Origin of the sequence: Bacillus sp. MYb78 (genome assembly GCF_002975115.1) — a bacterium.
GTDB classification, from domain to species: Bacteria; Bacillota; Bacilli; order Bacillales; family Bacillaceae_G; genus Bacillus_A; species Bacillus_A cereus.
The window spans coordinates 1-15,260 of the sequence record NZ_PCOB01000036.1; the positions used below are offsets into that span (position 1 = coordinate 1).

The window sequence follows — 15,260 nt, forward strand, 5'->3', positions numbered from 1 at the left end:
CCGTGTTACCTTGAGGTCCGGTAGCGCCAGTAGCGCCCGTGTTACCTCGAGGTCCGGTAGCACCGGTAGCGCCCGTGTTACCTCGAGGTCCAGTGGCACCGGTAGCGCCAGTAGCGCCCGTGTTACCTCGAGGTCCGGTAGCACCAGTAGCGCCTGCTGGTCCAGTAGGTCCGGTAGGTCCTTGAATGAACGAAGCAGAATTAACTAGAGCAGTTTGTAATGCTGCTATTAATTTAAGAAGCTCTTGAAGTGTGCAAGAGTCAATTCGGAATAATTTTGTAATGTATAGTAAATAGTTAATGAGATTTTGAAGCTCAATAAATACAGCGCTTGCTACAAAGGTTGGATTTCTTAATATAGTTATTAAGTTTTTAATAATAGCTAACCCTTGTGCTTTCAGGGAGGAAGTAGCGTCTAGTGAACAAATAAATTTACTTAGTAGGTTCAATGTATCGATTAGATCTTCAATATTTTTGGGAGATGGATTTGCAAAAAGTGTTGGGATTATTTTTGTTAAATCAATAATAATCGCACGAAATGTTCTAAGTTGAGCTTTAGTAATTGGGATTGATGGAGTATTTGGGATTCGTCCAGCGCTACTTGGAAAGCATGGTTTGGAGAATTTGTTTTGATTGTCGTTATAACGAGACATTAAATCTCTCCTTTCTCACGAAAATGTGAACGAAACTCATCATAGTAGATGCAGAAATTAGTTAAATGGTCATAGTAAAATCGTTTGTTTAAAGAAAAAATAGAAAAAACGCCTTACAATAAGGCGTTTTTTCTATTTTCTGCGTATTGATAATATCGCTTTAATGAAATTTTTGATTTGAATCCAGCGAGCTTTATAATTTCTGATTCAGGAGTTTCTTTTTTTATTAAGTTTAAAATATAGGTGTTACGAAAATGTTGTCCTGAAATTCCTTTACGTAAATTGGCTCTAGCCACTTCGAGGCGAATCATTTTTTGTATAGCAATTTCCGTTAATGCCTTTGGTGCATCATTTTCATATACCCACCTGTATGTTCCGCGGTTAAAATCAAATGCGACAAACAATGAATCATCACTATGATACTTAGGACGAACTGGTTCTGGGATACTTTTGTAATAATTATATAGTTGTTTTTTGTCTTCTTTTGCTAATGTAATTGTTCTTTCTACACCTGCGGTTGCTGGGATTGACAATGTGTTAGTTTCAAAGTGAACGTGATGCATTGTTAATGCTGTAAGTTCCTGTAAGGATAAACCGTAGTCGATCAATAGATTTAAAATAGCAATATTGCGATCCATTAATAAAGGGCGCACAGGAAGTTGTTTTTCTGAAAGTCCTTCTAATGAAGTGACTATATACTTTAATCTTTTTTCTTCATCAGGTGAAATGAAATCTTCGTTACGAAGTGTACGGTCTGGTTGAATAGATATTTCCATATTCTTCAATGGATTGGGAATGTTTAGAAAGTGATGCATTCTATTTAATACAGTAAATACACGATGCATCGTTTTTTCTGAGTAATGTCGATTCGTTTTTAAATCGGAAAAGTAATCTTCGTAGTCTTTTGTACAAAGTGTAGCCCATATATTACTGGAAGGGAGCTTTTTGTTTTTTTCTAACCAATGTCCGAAGTCTTCAACGTCATAAACATAACGTTTAATAGTTGAGGGTTTTCGGCCTTTATTCAATAAAAAAATAGAAAAGGCTTGTATTGTATCATGGAATTCCGTTGTCTCCATAGTCCCACCACCTTAATTATTTCTTATATTATAGCAAACTTTTCTGAAAATAGGCATTTACAAGGGGGACAGGAATAATAATATTTGGTGAGTGGATAAAGTGAAACTATAATCAGTGGGGATTTTGTTCATCCTCTGCGATTATTAGTTGAACCAATCGGGCATTTACGGGCGGTTATCTCCCGCTTAAATACCAAACGTTTGCTGAATGTCGAGGTGGGAGTCTTACTGCTCGCAAATAGCGGGATAAAATGAGGTGATTGTATGGAACAATCGATGCGAAAGAAAAACAACAATCAAATTAATATTGTGTTAAACCATCGAAAGAAAATTTCTTTGCCAGCCGCAGAAAATAAAACGGTAATTTCAAATGAAACTACAATTAAACATGAAATGCTGCAGAGAATTGAAGAAGAGATGGGGAAGCTTGTTGGGATGGATGATATAAAAAAGATAATAAAAGAAATATATGCTTGGATTTATGTGAATAAAAAAAGACAAGAGAAGGGATTGAAGTCTGAGAAGCAAGTGCTTCATATGCTGTTTAAAGGGAATCCGGGTACAGGGAAGACGACTGTTGCTAGAATGATAGGAAAATTGCTGTTTGAGATGAATATTCTATCGAAAGGCCACTTGGTTGAAGCTGAACGTGCTGATCTTGTAGGAGAGTACATCGGCCATACAGCTCAAAAAACAAGAGACTTAATAAAAAAAGCAATGGGAGGTATTTTGTTTATTGATGAGGCGTATTCTTTAGCTCGAGGAGGAGAGAAGGACTTTGGAAAAGAAGCAATTGATACGCTTGTAAAACATATGGAAGATAAACAACATGGTTTTGTATTGATTTTAGCTGGATATTCAAGAGAGATGAATCACTTTCTTTCATTAAATCCAGGGCTACAATCTCGTTTTCCATTTATTATTGAATTTACGGATTACTCGGTAAATCAGCTATTGGAAATTGGGAAGAGAATGTATGAAGATCGTGAATATCAGTTATCAAAAGAAGCTGAATGGAAATTTAGGGATCATTTACATGCGGTGAAGTATTCGTCGCAAATTACATCGTTTAGTAATGGGCGGTATGTACGGAATATTGTTGAAAAATCAATTCGTACACAGGCGATGCGGTTGTTGCAAGAAGATACGTATGATAAAAATGATTTAATTGGAATATCGAGTATGGATTTGATGCTCGAAGAGGAGACGCACAGTACATAAACTGTGCGTCTATTTTTGTGTATAAGTTCGTTTACTCTTTTTTTGCTTTTTCTTGGTGCGCTTTATGGAAGCGTTCCATTTTAGCGCTCTTTTCGTGTGCTGAATTAGGGTCGTGTCCAAATTGGTTTACTGAACTTTTTTGAGCTCCTTTATTAACGTGGTTTGTCATTTGTATTCACCTCACTTTAAAAATTAGTATAAACATTATATAAAGAAAAAATCGTTAGAAAAGAAAAACCTCTTTACGATATGTAAAGAGGTTAGATTGCTATTTATGCATTGAACGTTCTTTCGTTTCGATACGTCTGTGCGGTAAATGCCATTTGTAATGAATAGAAACCATGCGGAAGCAAACAATTAAAATGAATAAAATGTAAAGGGCCCAATCGCTAACAATAATTTGAGCGCCAATTAAGAAACCTGCTAAAATTGTCCAAAAGGCATATACTTCAGCTCGAAGAACGAGAGGTTTTCTGCGGGCTAAAAGGTCGCGAATGATACCGCCGCCGATACCAGTTAAAACAGCTGCCACGATTGTGGCGCTAATTGGTAAATTTAATTTTTGAGCATATAATGCTCCTTGTACAGCAAATGCTGATAAGCCGATAGCGTCAGTGATATTTTCCCACTTTTTCCAATGTCTAATTAACTTATTTGGAAAAAGAAAAATAATAGTCATTGATAAAAGTGCGATTTGGAATAACATGTCTTGTTGCCAAAACGCGACAATCGGATAACCGATTAATAAATTACGAAGGGCACCTCCCCCAAATGCGGTTGCCATTCCTAAAATATACACCCCGAAAATATCATAATCCTCTTCCATTGCAACAATGGCTCCGCTTAGTGCGAAAGCGATTGTGCCTATGATGCTAAAAATCTCCCATGCCATGAATTTTCTCCCCCGCTAACTAGATGAAATGTGCTTCCTCTGCTATTATATTAGAAGGTTTAAATTTCGAAAAGGATGAGTGAACATATTTGATGGAAGAAAAAGAAAAAGTCATATTAGTAGGCTGTCAATTGCCGCAAGATGATGATGAAAAATTTATGCATTCCATGAAAGAGCTTGCATCACTAGCTAAGACTGCGAGAGCGGAAGTGTTAGTTTCAACAACGCAAAAACGACCAAAGTTTCATCCGGCAACTTACATAGGTAAAGGGAAATTAGAAGAGCTTACAATGCTAACTGAAGAATTAGAGCCGGATGTTATTATATTTAATAATGAATTAACGCCGAGTCAAATTCGGAATTTATCCTCAGTATTAGATGCGAGAGTAATTGATCGAACGCAACTAATACTAGATATTTTTGCGCAACGTGCGAAGTCGAGGGAAGGTAAGCTTCAAGTAGAATTAGCTCAGTTGCAATATACAATGCCACGTCTTATGGGGCAAGGGTTGTCCTTATCACGTCTTGGTGGTGGTATTGGAACGAGAGGACCGGGTGAGACGAAACTTGAGACGGATCGTCGTCATATTCGATCGCGTATTGATGAAATAAAGAAACAACTTGCAGTTGTTGTGGAACACCGAAAAAGATATCGTGAGAGAAGAAAAGACAATAAAGTATTTCAAATTTCATTAATAGGCTATACAAATGCAGGGAAATCGACACTGTTTAATAGATTAACGGAAGCTAATACGTTTGAAGAAAACCTTCTGTTTGCAACACTAGACCCAACGACGAGGAAGATGCCGTTACCTTCTGGTTATACAGTATTACTAACTGATACTGTTGGTTTTATACAAGATTTACCCACTTCATTAATTGCTGCTTTTCGTTCAACACTGGAAGAAGCGGGGGAAGCAGATGTTATTTTACATGTAGTTGATTCTGCGGATCCTAACTACATAGGGCATGAAAAAACAGTAAAACGATTATTATCAGAACTTGAAATTAATCATATTCCTATTATTACGTTATATAATAAAAAAGATGAATTACATCAAAACTTTATTCCGTTTCCGAAAAGTGATTTCTTAATGACTAGTGCTTTTGAAGAAAGTGATGTATTGCGTATAAAAGAAGCGATAGAAATGAAAATGAAGAAAGAAATGGATCGTTATCGAGTAGAAATCCCTCCGAGTGAAGGTAAGTTATTAACGCTTTTAAAGACGGAAACGATATTAGCAAAGATGGAGTTTCTGGAAGATAAATTTGTATATGATTGTGCAGGGTATATTTTTACTCATTCATCGCTTAATGTGCAATTAAAGAGATTTTTAGTGGAAGAAGGAGAAAATAAAAATGTTTGATCGTTTGAAAAATGGAGAAAAAATTGCTCCAATCGTAAAAGAAGTAGAGAGTCAGATTACAGAAGTACATAAACGTGCGGATGAAGTAATTGAAAGTAATCAGTTTCGTGTATTAGAAAGTTTTCGTAAACATAAAATTAGTGACTCGCATTTTATCCCGACGACAGGTTATGGTTATGATGATATTGGCCGTGATACGTTAGAAAAAGTGTATGCTGATGTGTTTGGAGCGGAAGCTGGACTTGTTCGTTCGCAAATTATTTCAGGTACTCACGCTATTTCTACAGCGTTATTCGGTATTTTACGTCCAGGAGATGAGTTATTGTACATCACTGGAAAACCGTATGATACGTTAGAGGAAATCGTTGGCGTGCGTGGGAAAGGTGTAGGTTCATTTAAAGAATATAATATTGGTTACAATGCAGTTCCGCTAACTGAAGGTGGGCTTGTTGATTTTGAAGCTGTTGCAGCAGCGATTCATAGTAATACGAAAATGATCGGTATTCAGCGTTCGAAAGGTTATGCTACTCGTCCATCGTTTACTATTTCTCAAATTAAAGAGATGATCGCGTTTGTTAAAGAAATTAAACCTGATGTTGTTGTGTTTGTAGATAACTGTTATGGTGAGTTTATTGAAGAGCAAGAGCCGTGTCATGTTGGTGCAGATTTAATGGCGGGTTCGCTTATTAAAAACCCAGGCGGGGGAATTGTAAAAACTGGTGGTTACATTGTCGGTAAAGAACAGTATGTTGAAGCGTGTGCATATCGTTTAACATCTCCGGGAATTGGTGCGGAAGCTGGAGCGTCTTTATACAGTCTGCAAGAAATGTATCAAGGGTTCTTCTTAGCGCCACATGTTGCAGGACAAGCGCTGAAAGGTGCAATTTTTACAGCTGCGTTTTTAGAAAAGTTAGGAATGAACACGTCACCAGCGTGGAATGCACCAAGAACAGACTTAATTCAATCTGTTCAATTTGATGATAAAGACCGTATGGTTGCCTTCTGTCAAGCGATTCAATATGCATCTCCAATTAATTCGCATTTTACTCCGTATGCAAACTATATGCCAGGTTATGAAGATGATGTAATTATGGCGGCGGGAACATTTATTCAAGGTGCAAGTATTGAATTGTCTGCTGATGGTCCGATTAGACCACCGTATGTTGCATATGTGCAAGGTGGATTAACGTATTCGCATGTTAAAATTGCGATTTGTTCTGCGATTGATGAATTGATTGAAAAGAATTTATTAACAATTTCTTAAAGGGGAGCTGTCGATATCGGCAGCTTTTTTCGTATAAAAGTAACGATTTATGCGATTAGAAAAAAGAATGAAAAAATTTATAAAAAAATCATGTAAGAAAAGCTAACATCTATTGACACTAAACATAACATGTTATAAAATGAGAAGCAGTTAAGGCGAAGGAGGAACTGAAAAATGAAAGAAGATAGACGTTCTGCCCCGCTGTTTCCAATTGGTATTGTTATGGATTTAACACAATTGTCTGCACGTCAAATTCGCTACTATGAAGAGCATAATCTTGTTTCTCCAACCCGTACAAAGGGGAATCGTAGATTATTTTCATTTAACGATGTAGATAAGTTGTTAGAGATTAAAGATTTGTTAGATCAAGGCTTGAATATGGCTGGTATTAAGCAAGTGTTACTAATGAAAGAAAATCAAACAGAAGCAGTGAAAGTAAAAGAAGAAACGAAAGAAATTTCAAAAACTGAGCTTCGCAAAATACTTCGAGATGAACTACAACATACAGGTAGATTCAATCGAACTTCATTGCGACAAGGTGACATTTCAAGATTTTTTCACTAAAGATAACTGATTCTGAAGGCGATTAGAGGGACTAAGGAGGAATTTATAATGTCTAGATACACAAAAGAAGATATTTTCCGTTTGGCGAAAGAAGAGAATGTAAAGTATATCCGTTTACAATTTACGGACCTTTTAGGGGTAATTAAAAACGTAGAGATTCCAGTGAGACAATTAACGAAAGCTCTTGATAACAAAATGATGTTTGATGGATCTTCGATTGAAGGTTTCGTACGTATTGAAGAATCTGATATGTATTTATATCCTGATTTAGACACTTGGGTAATTTTCCCTTGGACAGCTGAAAAAGGTAAAGTAGCTCGACTAATCTGTGATATTTACAATGCAGATGGCACTCCATTTGATGGAGACCCACGTAACAACTTAAAACGTGTGTTAAAAGAAATGGAAGCTTTAGGGTTTTCAGACTTCAATCTTGGACCAGAGCCAGAATTCTTCCTATTTAAGGTTGATGAAAAAGGAAATCCAACATTAGAACTAAACGATAACGGTGGATACTTCGACCTTGCGCCGATGGATCTAGGGGAAAACTGTCGTCGTGATATCGTTCTTGAACTTGAAGAAATGGGATTTGAAATTGAAGCATCTCACCATGAGGTTGCTCCAGGGCAGCATGAAATTGACTTTAAATATGCAAATGCAATTCGCTCATGTGATGACATTCAAACATTCAAACTTGTTGTAAAAACAATTGCCCGTAAACATGGTTTACACGCAACATTTATGCCGAAACCACTATACGGTGTGAACGGTTCAGGTATGCACTGTAACTTATCATTATTTAAAAATGGTGAGAACGTATTCTTTGATGCAAACGGTGACTTACAACTAAGTGATGATGCTCGTCACTTCATCGCAGGTATTTTAAAACATGCACCAGCATTTACAGCGATAGCAAATCCAACTGTAAACTCATATAAACGTCTAGTACCTGGATATGAAGCGCCTTGTTACGTAGCATGGTCTGCACAAAACCGTAGCCCGTTAGTACGTATCCCTGCATCTCGTGGTATTAGTACACGCGTAGAAGTACGTAGTGTTGACCCAGCTGCAAACCCATATTTAGTAATGGCTACATTATTAGCTGCAGGTCTTGATGGAATTAAAAACAAATTAACTCCACCAGCTGCAGTAGACCGTAACATCTATGTAATGACAAAAGAAGAGCGCGAAGAAGCAGGTATCGTTGACTTACCAGCAACATTAGCGCAAGCGTTAGTTACATTACAATCTAATGAAGTAGTATGCGGTGCACTAGGAGAACACTTACTTGAGCACTTCATCGAAGCGAAAGAGATTGAGTGGGATATCTTTAGAACACAAGTTCACCAATGGGAACGCGATCAATATATGTCTCTTTACTAAGAGGCTTGAACCCTTGATACAACTCGTATCAAGGGTTTTTTAATTCCCTATTATTACAATTTTATATGTTTGCAAAATGAAAAACAGCCACATAAAAGCCAATAATTAATAACAAGTAGTGATATCATAGAAAAACATTATCAGATAAATGTAAGTTTTATATAATTTGTGAAATGAAAAAGCCTTGATACTACGGTATCAGGGCTTTTTTAGTGAAGTTATTGGATATGTTAACTACTAGATAATGGATTGTTTTTGGTTATTTTGAATCATGTTACTAAGAAAATCTTTTCAAAAGAATTGATCTTATCTTTTTTAATCACTTGTGCTAAAACTTAATAATTCTTTACTGCCTTGTACAACGCGAGCGATGATTTTTATGTCCTCATCTGCAAGGCTATAAGTTTGTGGCTTGTGAATCAGATTATTACTCAATGATATTAAAGTAATGATGCTCAGTTATAACACAGTCTTATTCAGAATTTCGTTAGTTCATTTTCTAAATTTAGGGAATAAATATAGCTTAGTACCTTGCAATAAATAATACTAAGTGGTATATTATGGATAAAACAGGTACCGTGTATTGAACAGTACTAAGATAGGAAAGGAGGATAACACTTGAACGTTCAGTTTAAAAAAGGTGTGCTTGAACTTTGTGTATTAGCACTTGTAAAACGTAAAGATAGTTACGGTTATGAACTTGTTCAGCAAATTTCTAATAAATTTTTAATATCGGAAGGGTCAGTATATCCTTTGTTACGTCGTTTGACGAAAGAAGGGTATTTTCAAACGTATTTAAAGGAATCTACAGAAGGGCCACCTCGTAAATATTATCAATTAACAGAGCAAGGGGAGACGCAATTTCATTTGTTAGTAACAGAATGGCGTGATTTTGCGAAAGGGGTACAAGAAATTATTGAAGGGGTGGAATGGGATGAGTAAAGAAGGGTTTCTTAAAGAATTATCAAGTTATCTTAGAAAGTTACCAGAGGAAGAGAGGCAAGATATTTTATTGGATTATGAAGAGCACTTTCAGTTTGGACTAGAAGAGGGGAAAACTGAATCAGAAATAATTCAGGGCCTTGGTTCTCCGAAAGTAATCGCAAAAGAGTTACTTGCGATGTATCGCTTCGATGAAATGAAAAAAAATCCATCGACTTCAAATGTGACAAGAGCTGTTATGGCAGCGATTGGACTTAGTTTGTTTAATTTTATTATTGTGTTAGGCCCGTTAGTCGCAATTGTTGCTTTTATATTTTCTTTTTGGATTGGTGGTATTGCTAGTGTAGTAACACCATTTTTCGTTATTGGAAAAGTATTTATGGGTACTTTTATATGGTTGGATCTTTTCGTTAGTATAACGTTTGTTGGAGTAGGTTTATTGTTGTGTATTATCGCTTTTTATAGTACAAAGTGGTTTAAGAGATTGTGTGTACGATATGTAATATGGAACTTCAAAATGATAAAAGGAGAGTAAATGATGAAAAAACTATTTTTAATCGCTATCGCTTGTATCATTATTGGAGTAATAGGAATTTCCCAAACATATGAAAAAGCAGTACAAACTGCTGAAAAAGGCGATAAAGAAGATGTAATTAAAAACGAAACATTAAAAAATATAGAAGTTAAGTTAGATGCCGGAGATATTGTTATCCAAAAATCTCCTGATTCTTCTTTTTATGTAAAGCAATCAGGAGATGTACGTAAACAAGAGATTCGTATTGCAGAAGATGGTGACACATTAAAAATTATTGGGGAAAGAGAAAAAGGTGCTTCATTTGATTTTTCTTTTTATGATTTTAGGTTTCAAACGTCTAAATTGACTCTCCTTGTGCCCGAACGCTCTTATCGAGATGTAAAAGTAAATTCATCTGCTGGACAAATCGAAATGAGTGATGTGAAAAGTGATAGCGTAAGTGTTAGAACACTTGCTGGAGAAGTAGAGTTGAAACAAGTAACGGCTAAGAATGTGGAGGGATCGACAAAAGCTGGTGAGGTGAACTTTAAGAAGGTATTAGGGAAAGTGACCGCAAAAACAACAAGTGGGGAAATAAATATTCAAGATCATGATTCCAAGTATAATCTAGAAGCAAGTTCAACTGCGGGAGATATAGATATTACTTTATCGGAAAAACCACAAGATGCGGTAATTACTGGGCAAAGTGCTGCCGGAGATGTAACAATTTTTAATGAAGAAAATAATAACGTAACAATTGGCAATGGTAGTAAAAAGATTAGCGGTAAAACGGCTGCGGGAGATGTGACGATTGAAACTCGTTAATAAGAAATAGAATGTATGGAAATCTATCAAAATACAAAAAAGAAGATAATTACCGTATATAAATAAGGTAATTATCTTCTTTTTATTATTTTTAATGTAAATCACGATATACGCCAATTACTTTCCCGATAACTGACACTTGTTTTAAAATGATAGGTTCTAATGAAGAGTTTTCTGGTTGTAGACGGAAATGGTCTTTTTCTTTATAGAAACGTTTAACAGTTGCTTCGTTATCTTCTGTTAAAGCGACTACAATTTCACCATTATATGCAGACTGTTGTTGGCGAACAACAACTAAATCTCCATCGAAAATACCAGCTTCAATCATACTATCTCCAGAAATACGTAACATGAATACTTGGTCTGCTCCAGCAACAATACTAGCTGGAAGTGGGAAATGTTCCTCTACGCTTTCGACCGCTGTAATTGGTAAACCGGCAGTAACTTTTCCGACAATTGGAACTTGAATAACAGATTGTGTTTCCGTATCCATTCGGTCTTCACCTAAAATTTCAATGGCACGTGGTTTTGTTGGATCGCGTCGAATGTATCCTTTTTCTTCTAATCGTGATAAATGTCCGTGCACTGTAGAACTAGAAGCGAGGCCGACTGCTTGACCAATTTCACGTACGGAAGGTGGATATCCTTTTTCTTGTACTTTTAGCTTAATAAAGTCGAGAATGTCTTGCTGGCGTTTCGTTAACTTTTCCATGTTTTCTAACACCTCGTTTTCTTTCATTTTTCTTATTAATAAGTATAACATGTGAAAAAACATTCTACAAACATAAGTTCGAACAAATGGCGGATTTATGTTACACTATAGGGAAATAATAGGGAGAAAGAGGGGTTCAAAATGAATGCAATTATTTATGCACGTGTGAGTACAACGAAAGAAGCGCAAGAAACATCATTATTACGTCAAAAAGATGAATTATTGCATTTAGCTGAGCGCTATCAAATGAATGTTACTAAGGTGATTGAAGAGCAGGCTAGTGGATATACAATTGAACGTGACGGTATATTAGAGGTGCTGGATACAATTCGAGACGAACAAATTGATGTGTTACTTATACAAGATGAAACGCGCCTTGGTAGAGGAAATGCGAAGATCGCATTAATGCATTGTTTACATAAAGAAGGCATAAAAGTATATACGCATACACATAATGGTGAATTACAATTGTCGGATTCTGATTCGATGGTATTAGATATTATTGGTATTGTTGAAGAATATCAAAGAAAGATTCATAATTTGAAAATTAAACGAGGTATGCAACGTGCAGTAGAAAAAGGTTATCGTCCAGAAAATAATTTAAAAAATCGTCATTTAAGTGTAGGAAGAGAGAAAAAAGAAGTGCCAATTGAGGAAATTGTACGTTTGCGAAAAAGTGAACTCACGTTTGAAGAAATTGCAGCAACATTACGTGGATTTGGTCATAATGTTTCAAAGGCGACTGTACATCGTAGATATGTAGAGTATACGAAGCAATTGCTTGATAAAGAAGAGTAACTATTGTATGATAATAATCAGTTTTGATTAGAAGGGGGATTCGAGATGATTAATCACGAACTCGTTGAACGCATTAACTTCTTAGCGAAAAAAGCAAAAGCTGAAGGTTTAACTGAAGAAGAGCAACGTGAGCGTCAATCGCTACGTGAACAATATTTAAAAGGATTTCGTCAAAATATGTTAAACGAACTTAAAGGAATTAAAGTTGTTAACGAAGAAGGTACAGATGTCACACCGACGAAATTAAAAGCTTTAAAAAAGCAAGATAATGCAAAATTAAATTAAAAGATGGGCGAAGCCCATCTTTTTTTATTTGTAAAAATCGTTATTTAATAACTTTCCAGTTGTTATTAACTGTTGCTTCTATCGTTTTATGTTCCAATATATAATTAGCGATAAGTTCAGACATATCTGTGGGTATATCTTTTACTACCGGTTTGTTTTGAAACATAAAGAAATTTCCCCCGCCACTTGCACGATAATTATTCATTACAACTTCATATTCTTCATTCATATTAAGAGGAGCACTGTTATGCTGTAAAGATTCTACTCTTTCACCAATTGGTTTTGAAATGTTTAATACATATGAAATCCCTTCCCACATATCATAATTATAATGTTGTGGTTTTGGTTCTATGTAGGTAGGACTTACGATGATGGATCCATCTGTTTTTAATGTGAAATAAGAAGCAGAGAGTTCAAGAGCGGCTTTTATATCAGCTCCAGTTATTCTAATTACTTTTAATGTGTTTGGATAAATATAATTAGAAACGATGTCACGCATTGTTACATGTTCCGGGAAACCTGGAGATGTATTATGGAACAAACTTGTACAAGAAATTGATACCTTAGCTATATCCATCTGTATTTTATTTATGAATTCGATAAAAGGATGATCGTGCAAACGAGTTTGCATAGCATCTGAAATTTGCATGTCCCCCTGAATGATTCCAATAGGTTGATCAAGCCACTTTTGTGTTTTCTCTTCGTAATCGGCTACCAATGAAAGTACATCTTGGTCCGCTTCAATTCCTTGTACAGATAATAATTCAGAAGAGCTCTCTTTTTTTACCCATTTACGTTTCGCTTTTTCGAATGTTACTTTTACTTTGCCGACTGAGTGTCCATTGCATCCGGTCTGTAAAATTGTTACACCGTTAGCCATTGTGTGAGAAATTTCTCGGTGTTGATGACCTGTTAGTAAAAGATCTATGCCTTCAATTTCATGGCACATTGCATATCCTTGGTTTTCACCTGTTAACACTTCAGTAGGTTCCCCGGTTTGTAAATCTTTTTCAAATCCACCGTGATAGGCTACGACTAATAAATCGGGTTTCTCATGTTCGCGAATATAAGAAACCCATTTTTTTGTAGTCTTTAATGCATCTTCAAATAGTAAATCTTTAATGTGATGGGCCTGTTCCCAATTTGGGATGTAATGTGTTGTTACCCCTAAAATAGCGATTTTTATATTGGATTCAATCTGTTTGATTAAATAAGGTTTTCCGAAATAAGGTTTGTTTATGTTTTTATCTAATATGTTTGCTGATAGGTACGGGAAGTTCGCAGTAGTCACAGCATTATTTAATATATTCATCCCGTAATTAAATTCATGATTGCCGATAATTGCAGCGTCATATTGTAAGTAATTCGCTAATAAGGACATTGGATTTTTTTTGTTTTTTTCGTATGTAACGTAATGATAAGTAAATGGTGTTCCTTGAATAAAGTCGCCATTATCAATTAAAAGAACGTTTGTATTTTGGGAACGTTCTTTTTTTATAAGAGTAGAAATTTTAGCTAAACCAAGTTCTGCTGGGGAGTTATCTTGGTAGTGAATAGGATAAACAGTGCCATGTATATCGCTTGTTAATAAGATGTTTAAAGTTACAGTTTGATTTTGTTCCAATATGACTCACCTTTTCTATTGTTATCTTCCAATTAATCATATCAAATATGTGAAGTGAATTTTGATGTGAATGTATAGAATGTGTAAAGATTCTGTAAATAACCAATTGTGTATCAAAATATGTGATATATTTCTTCATGTTTACGGAAGGTTATTTTATAACAAGAAAAATGGAGGCATTAATATGTTGAAAAAAGTTTTTGCAATGAGTACAACAGTTGTACTAGCGGCCGGATTATTAAGTGGCTGCGGGACGAAAGAGTCCAGTGCAAGTAAAAATGAAGATACGAAAAAAGGTTATGTACCAAAGACCTTAAATGTTCAATTTGTTCCTTCTCAAAATGCGGATACGTTAGAGGCAAAGGCAAAACCATTGGAAAAGCTATTAAGCGATAAATTAAATATTCCGGTAAAAGTTAGTATTTCAACGAACTACAATACAATTGTAGAAGCGATGGCATCTAAACAAGTAGATGTAGGATTTTTACCGCCAACAGCGTACGTATTAGCACATGAAAAGAAGGCTGCAAATGTAATTTTACAAGCACAACGTTTTGGAGTAGAGGATGAAACAGGAGCTCCTACAAAAGATTTAGTAGATTATTATAAATCTGAGTTTGTTGTTAAAAAAGACTCTAATATAAATAGTGTAAAAGATTTAAAAGGTAAAAAGATTGGTTATCAAGACGTAACATCATCAGCAGGGTATGTATGGCCTGCAGCTGTTCTATTAAAAGAGGGAATTGATCCGTTAAAAGATGTGAAACCTGTTACATTAAAAGGTCACGATCAGTCGCTTATTGCTCTTTTAAATGGTGACGTAGATGCAGCTGTTGTATTCCAAGATGCTCGTAATATTGTAAAAAAAGATTATCCGAATATATTCGAGCAAACGAAAATAGTGAAATTTACGGAGAAAATTCCAAACGATACGATTTCGGTACGTTCTGATTTAGATGAAGAGTGGAGCAAGAAATTACAGGATGCTTTCATTGAAATTGGAAAAAATGAGGAAGGCCGTAAAATCATTAAAGAAGTATATTCTCATGAAGGATATATTAAATCTGATGATAGTAAATTTGATATTGTTCGTGAATATGGAAAGACAGTGAAGACGCAATAATACATAGTGAAATGG

The 15,260-nt window shown here is 35.5% G+C and carries 17 protein-coding genes; 11 read left to right on the forward strand and 6 right to left on the reverse strand.

The window, feature by feature from the left end; translation table 11 throughout:
* Positions 1–652 (reverse strand): collagen-like repeat preface domain-containing protein (locus CQ064_RS31445; RefSeq protein WP_142396695.1); only part of this gene is annotated, 652 nt, incomplete at its 3' end.
* A gap of 113 nt (positions 653–765) precedes the next feature.
* The gene (locus tag CQ064_RS31450) at positions 766–1,731 is read right to left on the reverse strand and encodes a tyrosine-type recombinase/integrase (RefSeq protein WP_000450330.1); all 966 of its coding nucleotides are present in this window, start codon (positions 1,729–1,731) and stop codon (positions 766–768) included.
* A 264-nt stretch (positions 1,732–1,995) separates the two neighbouring features.
* Here CQ064_RS31450 and spoVK point away from each other — a divergent pair, with 264 nt between their 5' ends.
* Entirely contained in the window at positions 1,996–2,952 is a 957-nt protein-coding gene (spoVK, locus tag CQ064_RS31455; protein ID WP_000438179.1) for a stage V sporulation protein K, read from the forward strand.
* 31 nt (positions 2,953–2,983) lie between these two features.
* Here spoVK and CQ064_RS33820 read toward each other — a convergent pair whose 3' ends face one another.
* A complete protein-coding gene (locus CQ064_RS33820) occupies positions 2,984–3,121 on the reverse strand; it encodes a hypothetical protein (protein WP_000181505.1) in 138 nt (45 codons plus the stop codon).
* Between the two features lie 99 nt (positions 3,122–3,220).
* On the reverse strand, positions 3,221–3,844 hold the full coding sequence (locus CQ064_RS31460; protein ID WP_000312267.1) for a trimeric intracellular cation channel family protein: 624 nt from the start codon (positions 3,842–3,844) through the stop codon (positions 3,221–3,223).
* Positions 3,845–3,936: 92 nt separating this feature from the next.
* On the opposite strand from CQ064_RS31460, the gene hflX reads away from it, so the two are divergent.
* The 7 genes from hflX (at position 3,937) to CQ064_RS31495 (ending at position 10,703) form a co-directional block, all read left to right on the forward strand.
* The gene (hflX, locus tag CQ064_RS31465) at positions 3,937–5,211 is read left to right on the forward strand and encodes a GTPase HflX (RefSeq protein ID WP_000391413.1); all 1,275 of its coding nucleotides are present in this window, start codon (positions 3,937–3,939) and stop codon (positions 5,209–5,211) included.
* Entirely contained in the window at positions 5,204–6,475 is a 1,272-nt protein-coding gene (locus CQ064_RS31470; RefSeq protein ID WP_000460310.1) for a methionine gamma-lyase family protein, read from the forward strand. Before hflX ends, CQ064_RS31470 begins: the two co-directional genes overlap by 8 nt.
* A 174-nt stretch (positions 6,476–6,649) precedes the next feature.
* On the forward strand, positions 6,650–7,039 hold the full coding sequence (glnR, locus tag CQ064_RS31475; RefSeq protein ID WP_000656783.1) for a transcriptional repressor GlnR: 390 nt from the start codon (positions 6,650–6,652) through the stop codon (positions 7,037–7,039).
* 48 nt (positions 7,040–7,087) lie between these two features.
* Positions 7,088–8,422 carry a type I glutamate--ammonia ligase gene (gene glnA / locus CQ064_RS31480; protein ID WP_000092763.1) on the forward strand — a complete coding sequence of 445 codons (1,335 nt, stop codon included), beginning with the start codon at positions 7,088–7,090 and terminating at the stop codon, positions 8,420–8,422.
* A 618-nt stretch (positions 8,423–9,040) separates the two neighbouring features.
* Complete coding sequence (locus CQ064_RS31485) at positions 9,041–9,364, forward strand: PadR family transcriptional regulator (RefSeq protein ID WP_001102628.1); 324 nt, start codon at positions 9,041–9,043, stop codon at positions 9,362–9,364.
* A complete protein-coding gene (locus CQ064_RS31490; protein ID WP_000031386.1) occupies positions 9,357–9,899 on the forward strand; it encodes a DUF1700 domain-containing protein in 543 nt (180 codons plus the stop codon). Before CQ064_RS31485 ends, CQ064_RS31490 begins: the two co-directional genes overlap by 8 nt.
* Complete coding sequence (locus CQ064_RS31495) at positions 9,900–10,703, forward strand: DUF4097 family beta strand repeat-containing protein (protein WP_000976233.1); 804 nt, start codon at positions 9,900–9,902, stop codon at positions 10,701–10,703.
* A gap of 91 nt (positions 10,704–10,794) precedes the next feature.
* Here CQ064_RS31495 and lexA read toward each other — a convergent pair whose 3' ends face one another.
* Positions 10,795–11,415 carry a transcriptional repressor LexA gene (gene lexA, locus CQ064_RS31500; protein ID WP_000413738.1) on the reverse strand — a complete coding sequence of 207 codons (621 nt, stop codon included), beginning with the start codon at positions 11,413–11,415 and terminating at the stop codon, positions 10,795–10,797.
* A gap of 141 nt (positions 11,416–11,556) precedes the next feature.
* Between lexA and CQ064_RS31505 the strand changes: the two genes are divergently transcribed.
* Positions 11,557–12,213, forward strand: coding sequence for a YneB family resolvase-like protein (locus CQ064_RS31505; RefSeq protein ID WP_000991471.1), 657 nt, complete (start codon positions 11,557–11,559; stop codon positions 12,211–12,213).
* A 45-nt stretch (positions 12,214–12,258) separates the two neighbouring features.
* The gene (locus CQ064_RS31510; RefSeq protein ID WP_000607015.1) at positions 12,259–12,498 is read left to right on the forward strand and encodes a DUF896 domain-containing protein; all 240 of its coding nucleotides are present in this window, start codon (positions 12,259–12,261) and stop codon (positions 12,496–12,498) included.
* 40 nt (positions 12,499–12,538) lie between these two features.
* On the opposite strand, the gene CQ064_RS31515 is transcribed toward CQ064_RS31510, so the two are convergent.
* Positions 12,539–14,122 carry a bifunctional metallophosphatase/5'-nucleotidase gene (locus CQ064_RS31515; protein WP_000437462.1) on the reverse strand — a complete coding sequence of 528 codons (1,584 nt, stop codon included), beginning with the start codon at positions 14,120–14,122 and terminating at the stop codon, positions 12,539–12,541.
* A 184-nt stretch (positions 14,123–14,306) separates the two neighbouring features.
* On the opposite strand from CQ064_RS31515, the gene CQ064_RS31520 reads away from it, so the two are divergent.
* A complete protein-coding gene (locus tag CQ064_RS31520) occupies positions 14,307–15,245 on the forward strand; it encodes a phosphate/phosphite/phosphonate ABC transporter substrate-binding protein (protein WP_000915066.1) in 939 nt (312 codons plus the stop codon).
* Positions 15,246–15,260: the final 15 nt, after the last annotated feature.

Bases quoted from the DNA above. Each gene is read 5' to 3' on its own strand.
- CQ064_RS31450 (WP_000450330.1), bottom strand. From the start codon at position 1,731: ATGGAGACAACGGAATTCCATGATACAATACAAGCCTTTTCTATTTTT.
- spoVK (WP_000438179.1), top strand. From the start codon at position 1,996: ATGGAACAATCGATGCGAAAGAAAAACAACAATCAAATTAATATTGTG.
- CQ064_RS33820 (WP_000181505.1), bottom strand. From the start codon at position 3,121: ATGACAAACCACGTTAATAAAGGAGCTCAAAAAAGTTCAGTAAACCAA.
- CQ064_RS31460 (WP_000312267.1), bottom strand. From the start codon at position 3,844: ATGGCATGGGAGATTTTTAGCATCATAGGCACAATCGCTTTCGCACTA.
- hflX (WP_000391413.1), top strand. From the start codon at position 3,937: ATGGAAGAAAAAGAAAAAGTCATATTAGTAGGCTGTCAATTGCCGCAA.
- CQ064_RS31470 (WP_000460310.1), top strand. From the start codon at position 5,204: ATGTTTGATCGTTTGAAAAATGGAGAAAAAATTGCTCCAATCGTAAAA.
- glnR (WP_000656783.1), top strand. From the start codon at position 6,650: ATGAAAGAAGATAGACGTTCTGCCCCGCTGTTTCCAATTGGTATTGTT.
- glnA (WP_000092763.1), top strand. From the start codon at position 7,088: ATGTCTAGATACACAAAAGAAGATATTTTCCGTTTGGCGAAAGAAGAG.
- CQ064_RS31490 (WP_000031386.1), top strand. From the start codon at position 9,357: ATGAGTAAAGAAGGGTTTCTTAAAGAATTATCAAGTTATCTTAGAAAG.
- CQ064_RS31495 (WP_000976233.1), top strand. From the start codon at position 9,900: ATGATGAAAAAACTATTTTTAATCGCTATCGCTTGTATCATTATTGGA.
- lexA (WP_000413738.1), bottom strand. From the start codon at position 11,415: ATGGAAAAGTTAACGAAACGCCAGCAAGACATTCTCGACTTTATTAAG.
- CQ064_RS31505 (WP_000991471.1), top strand. From the start codon at position 11,557: ATGAATGCAATTATTTATGCACGTGTGAGTACAACGAAAGAAGCGCAA.
- CQ064_RS31510 (WP_000607015.1), top strand. From the start codon at position 12,259: ATGATTAATCACGAACTCGTTGAACGCATTAACTTCTTAGCGAAAAAA.
- CQ064_RS31520 (WP_000915066.1), top strand. From the start codon at position 14,307: ATGTTGAAAAAAGTTTTTGCAATGAGTACAACAGTTGTACTAGCGGCC.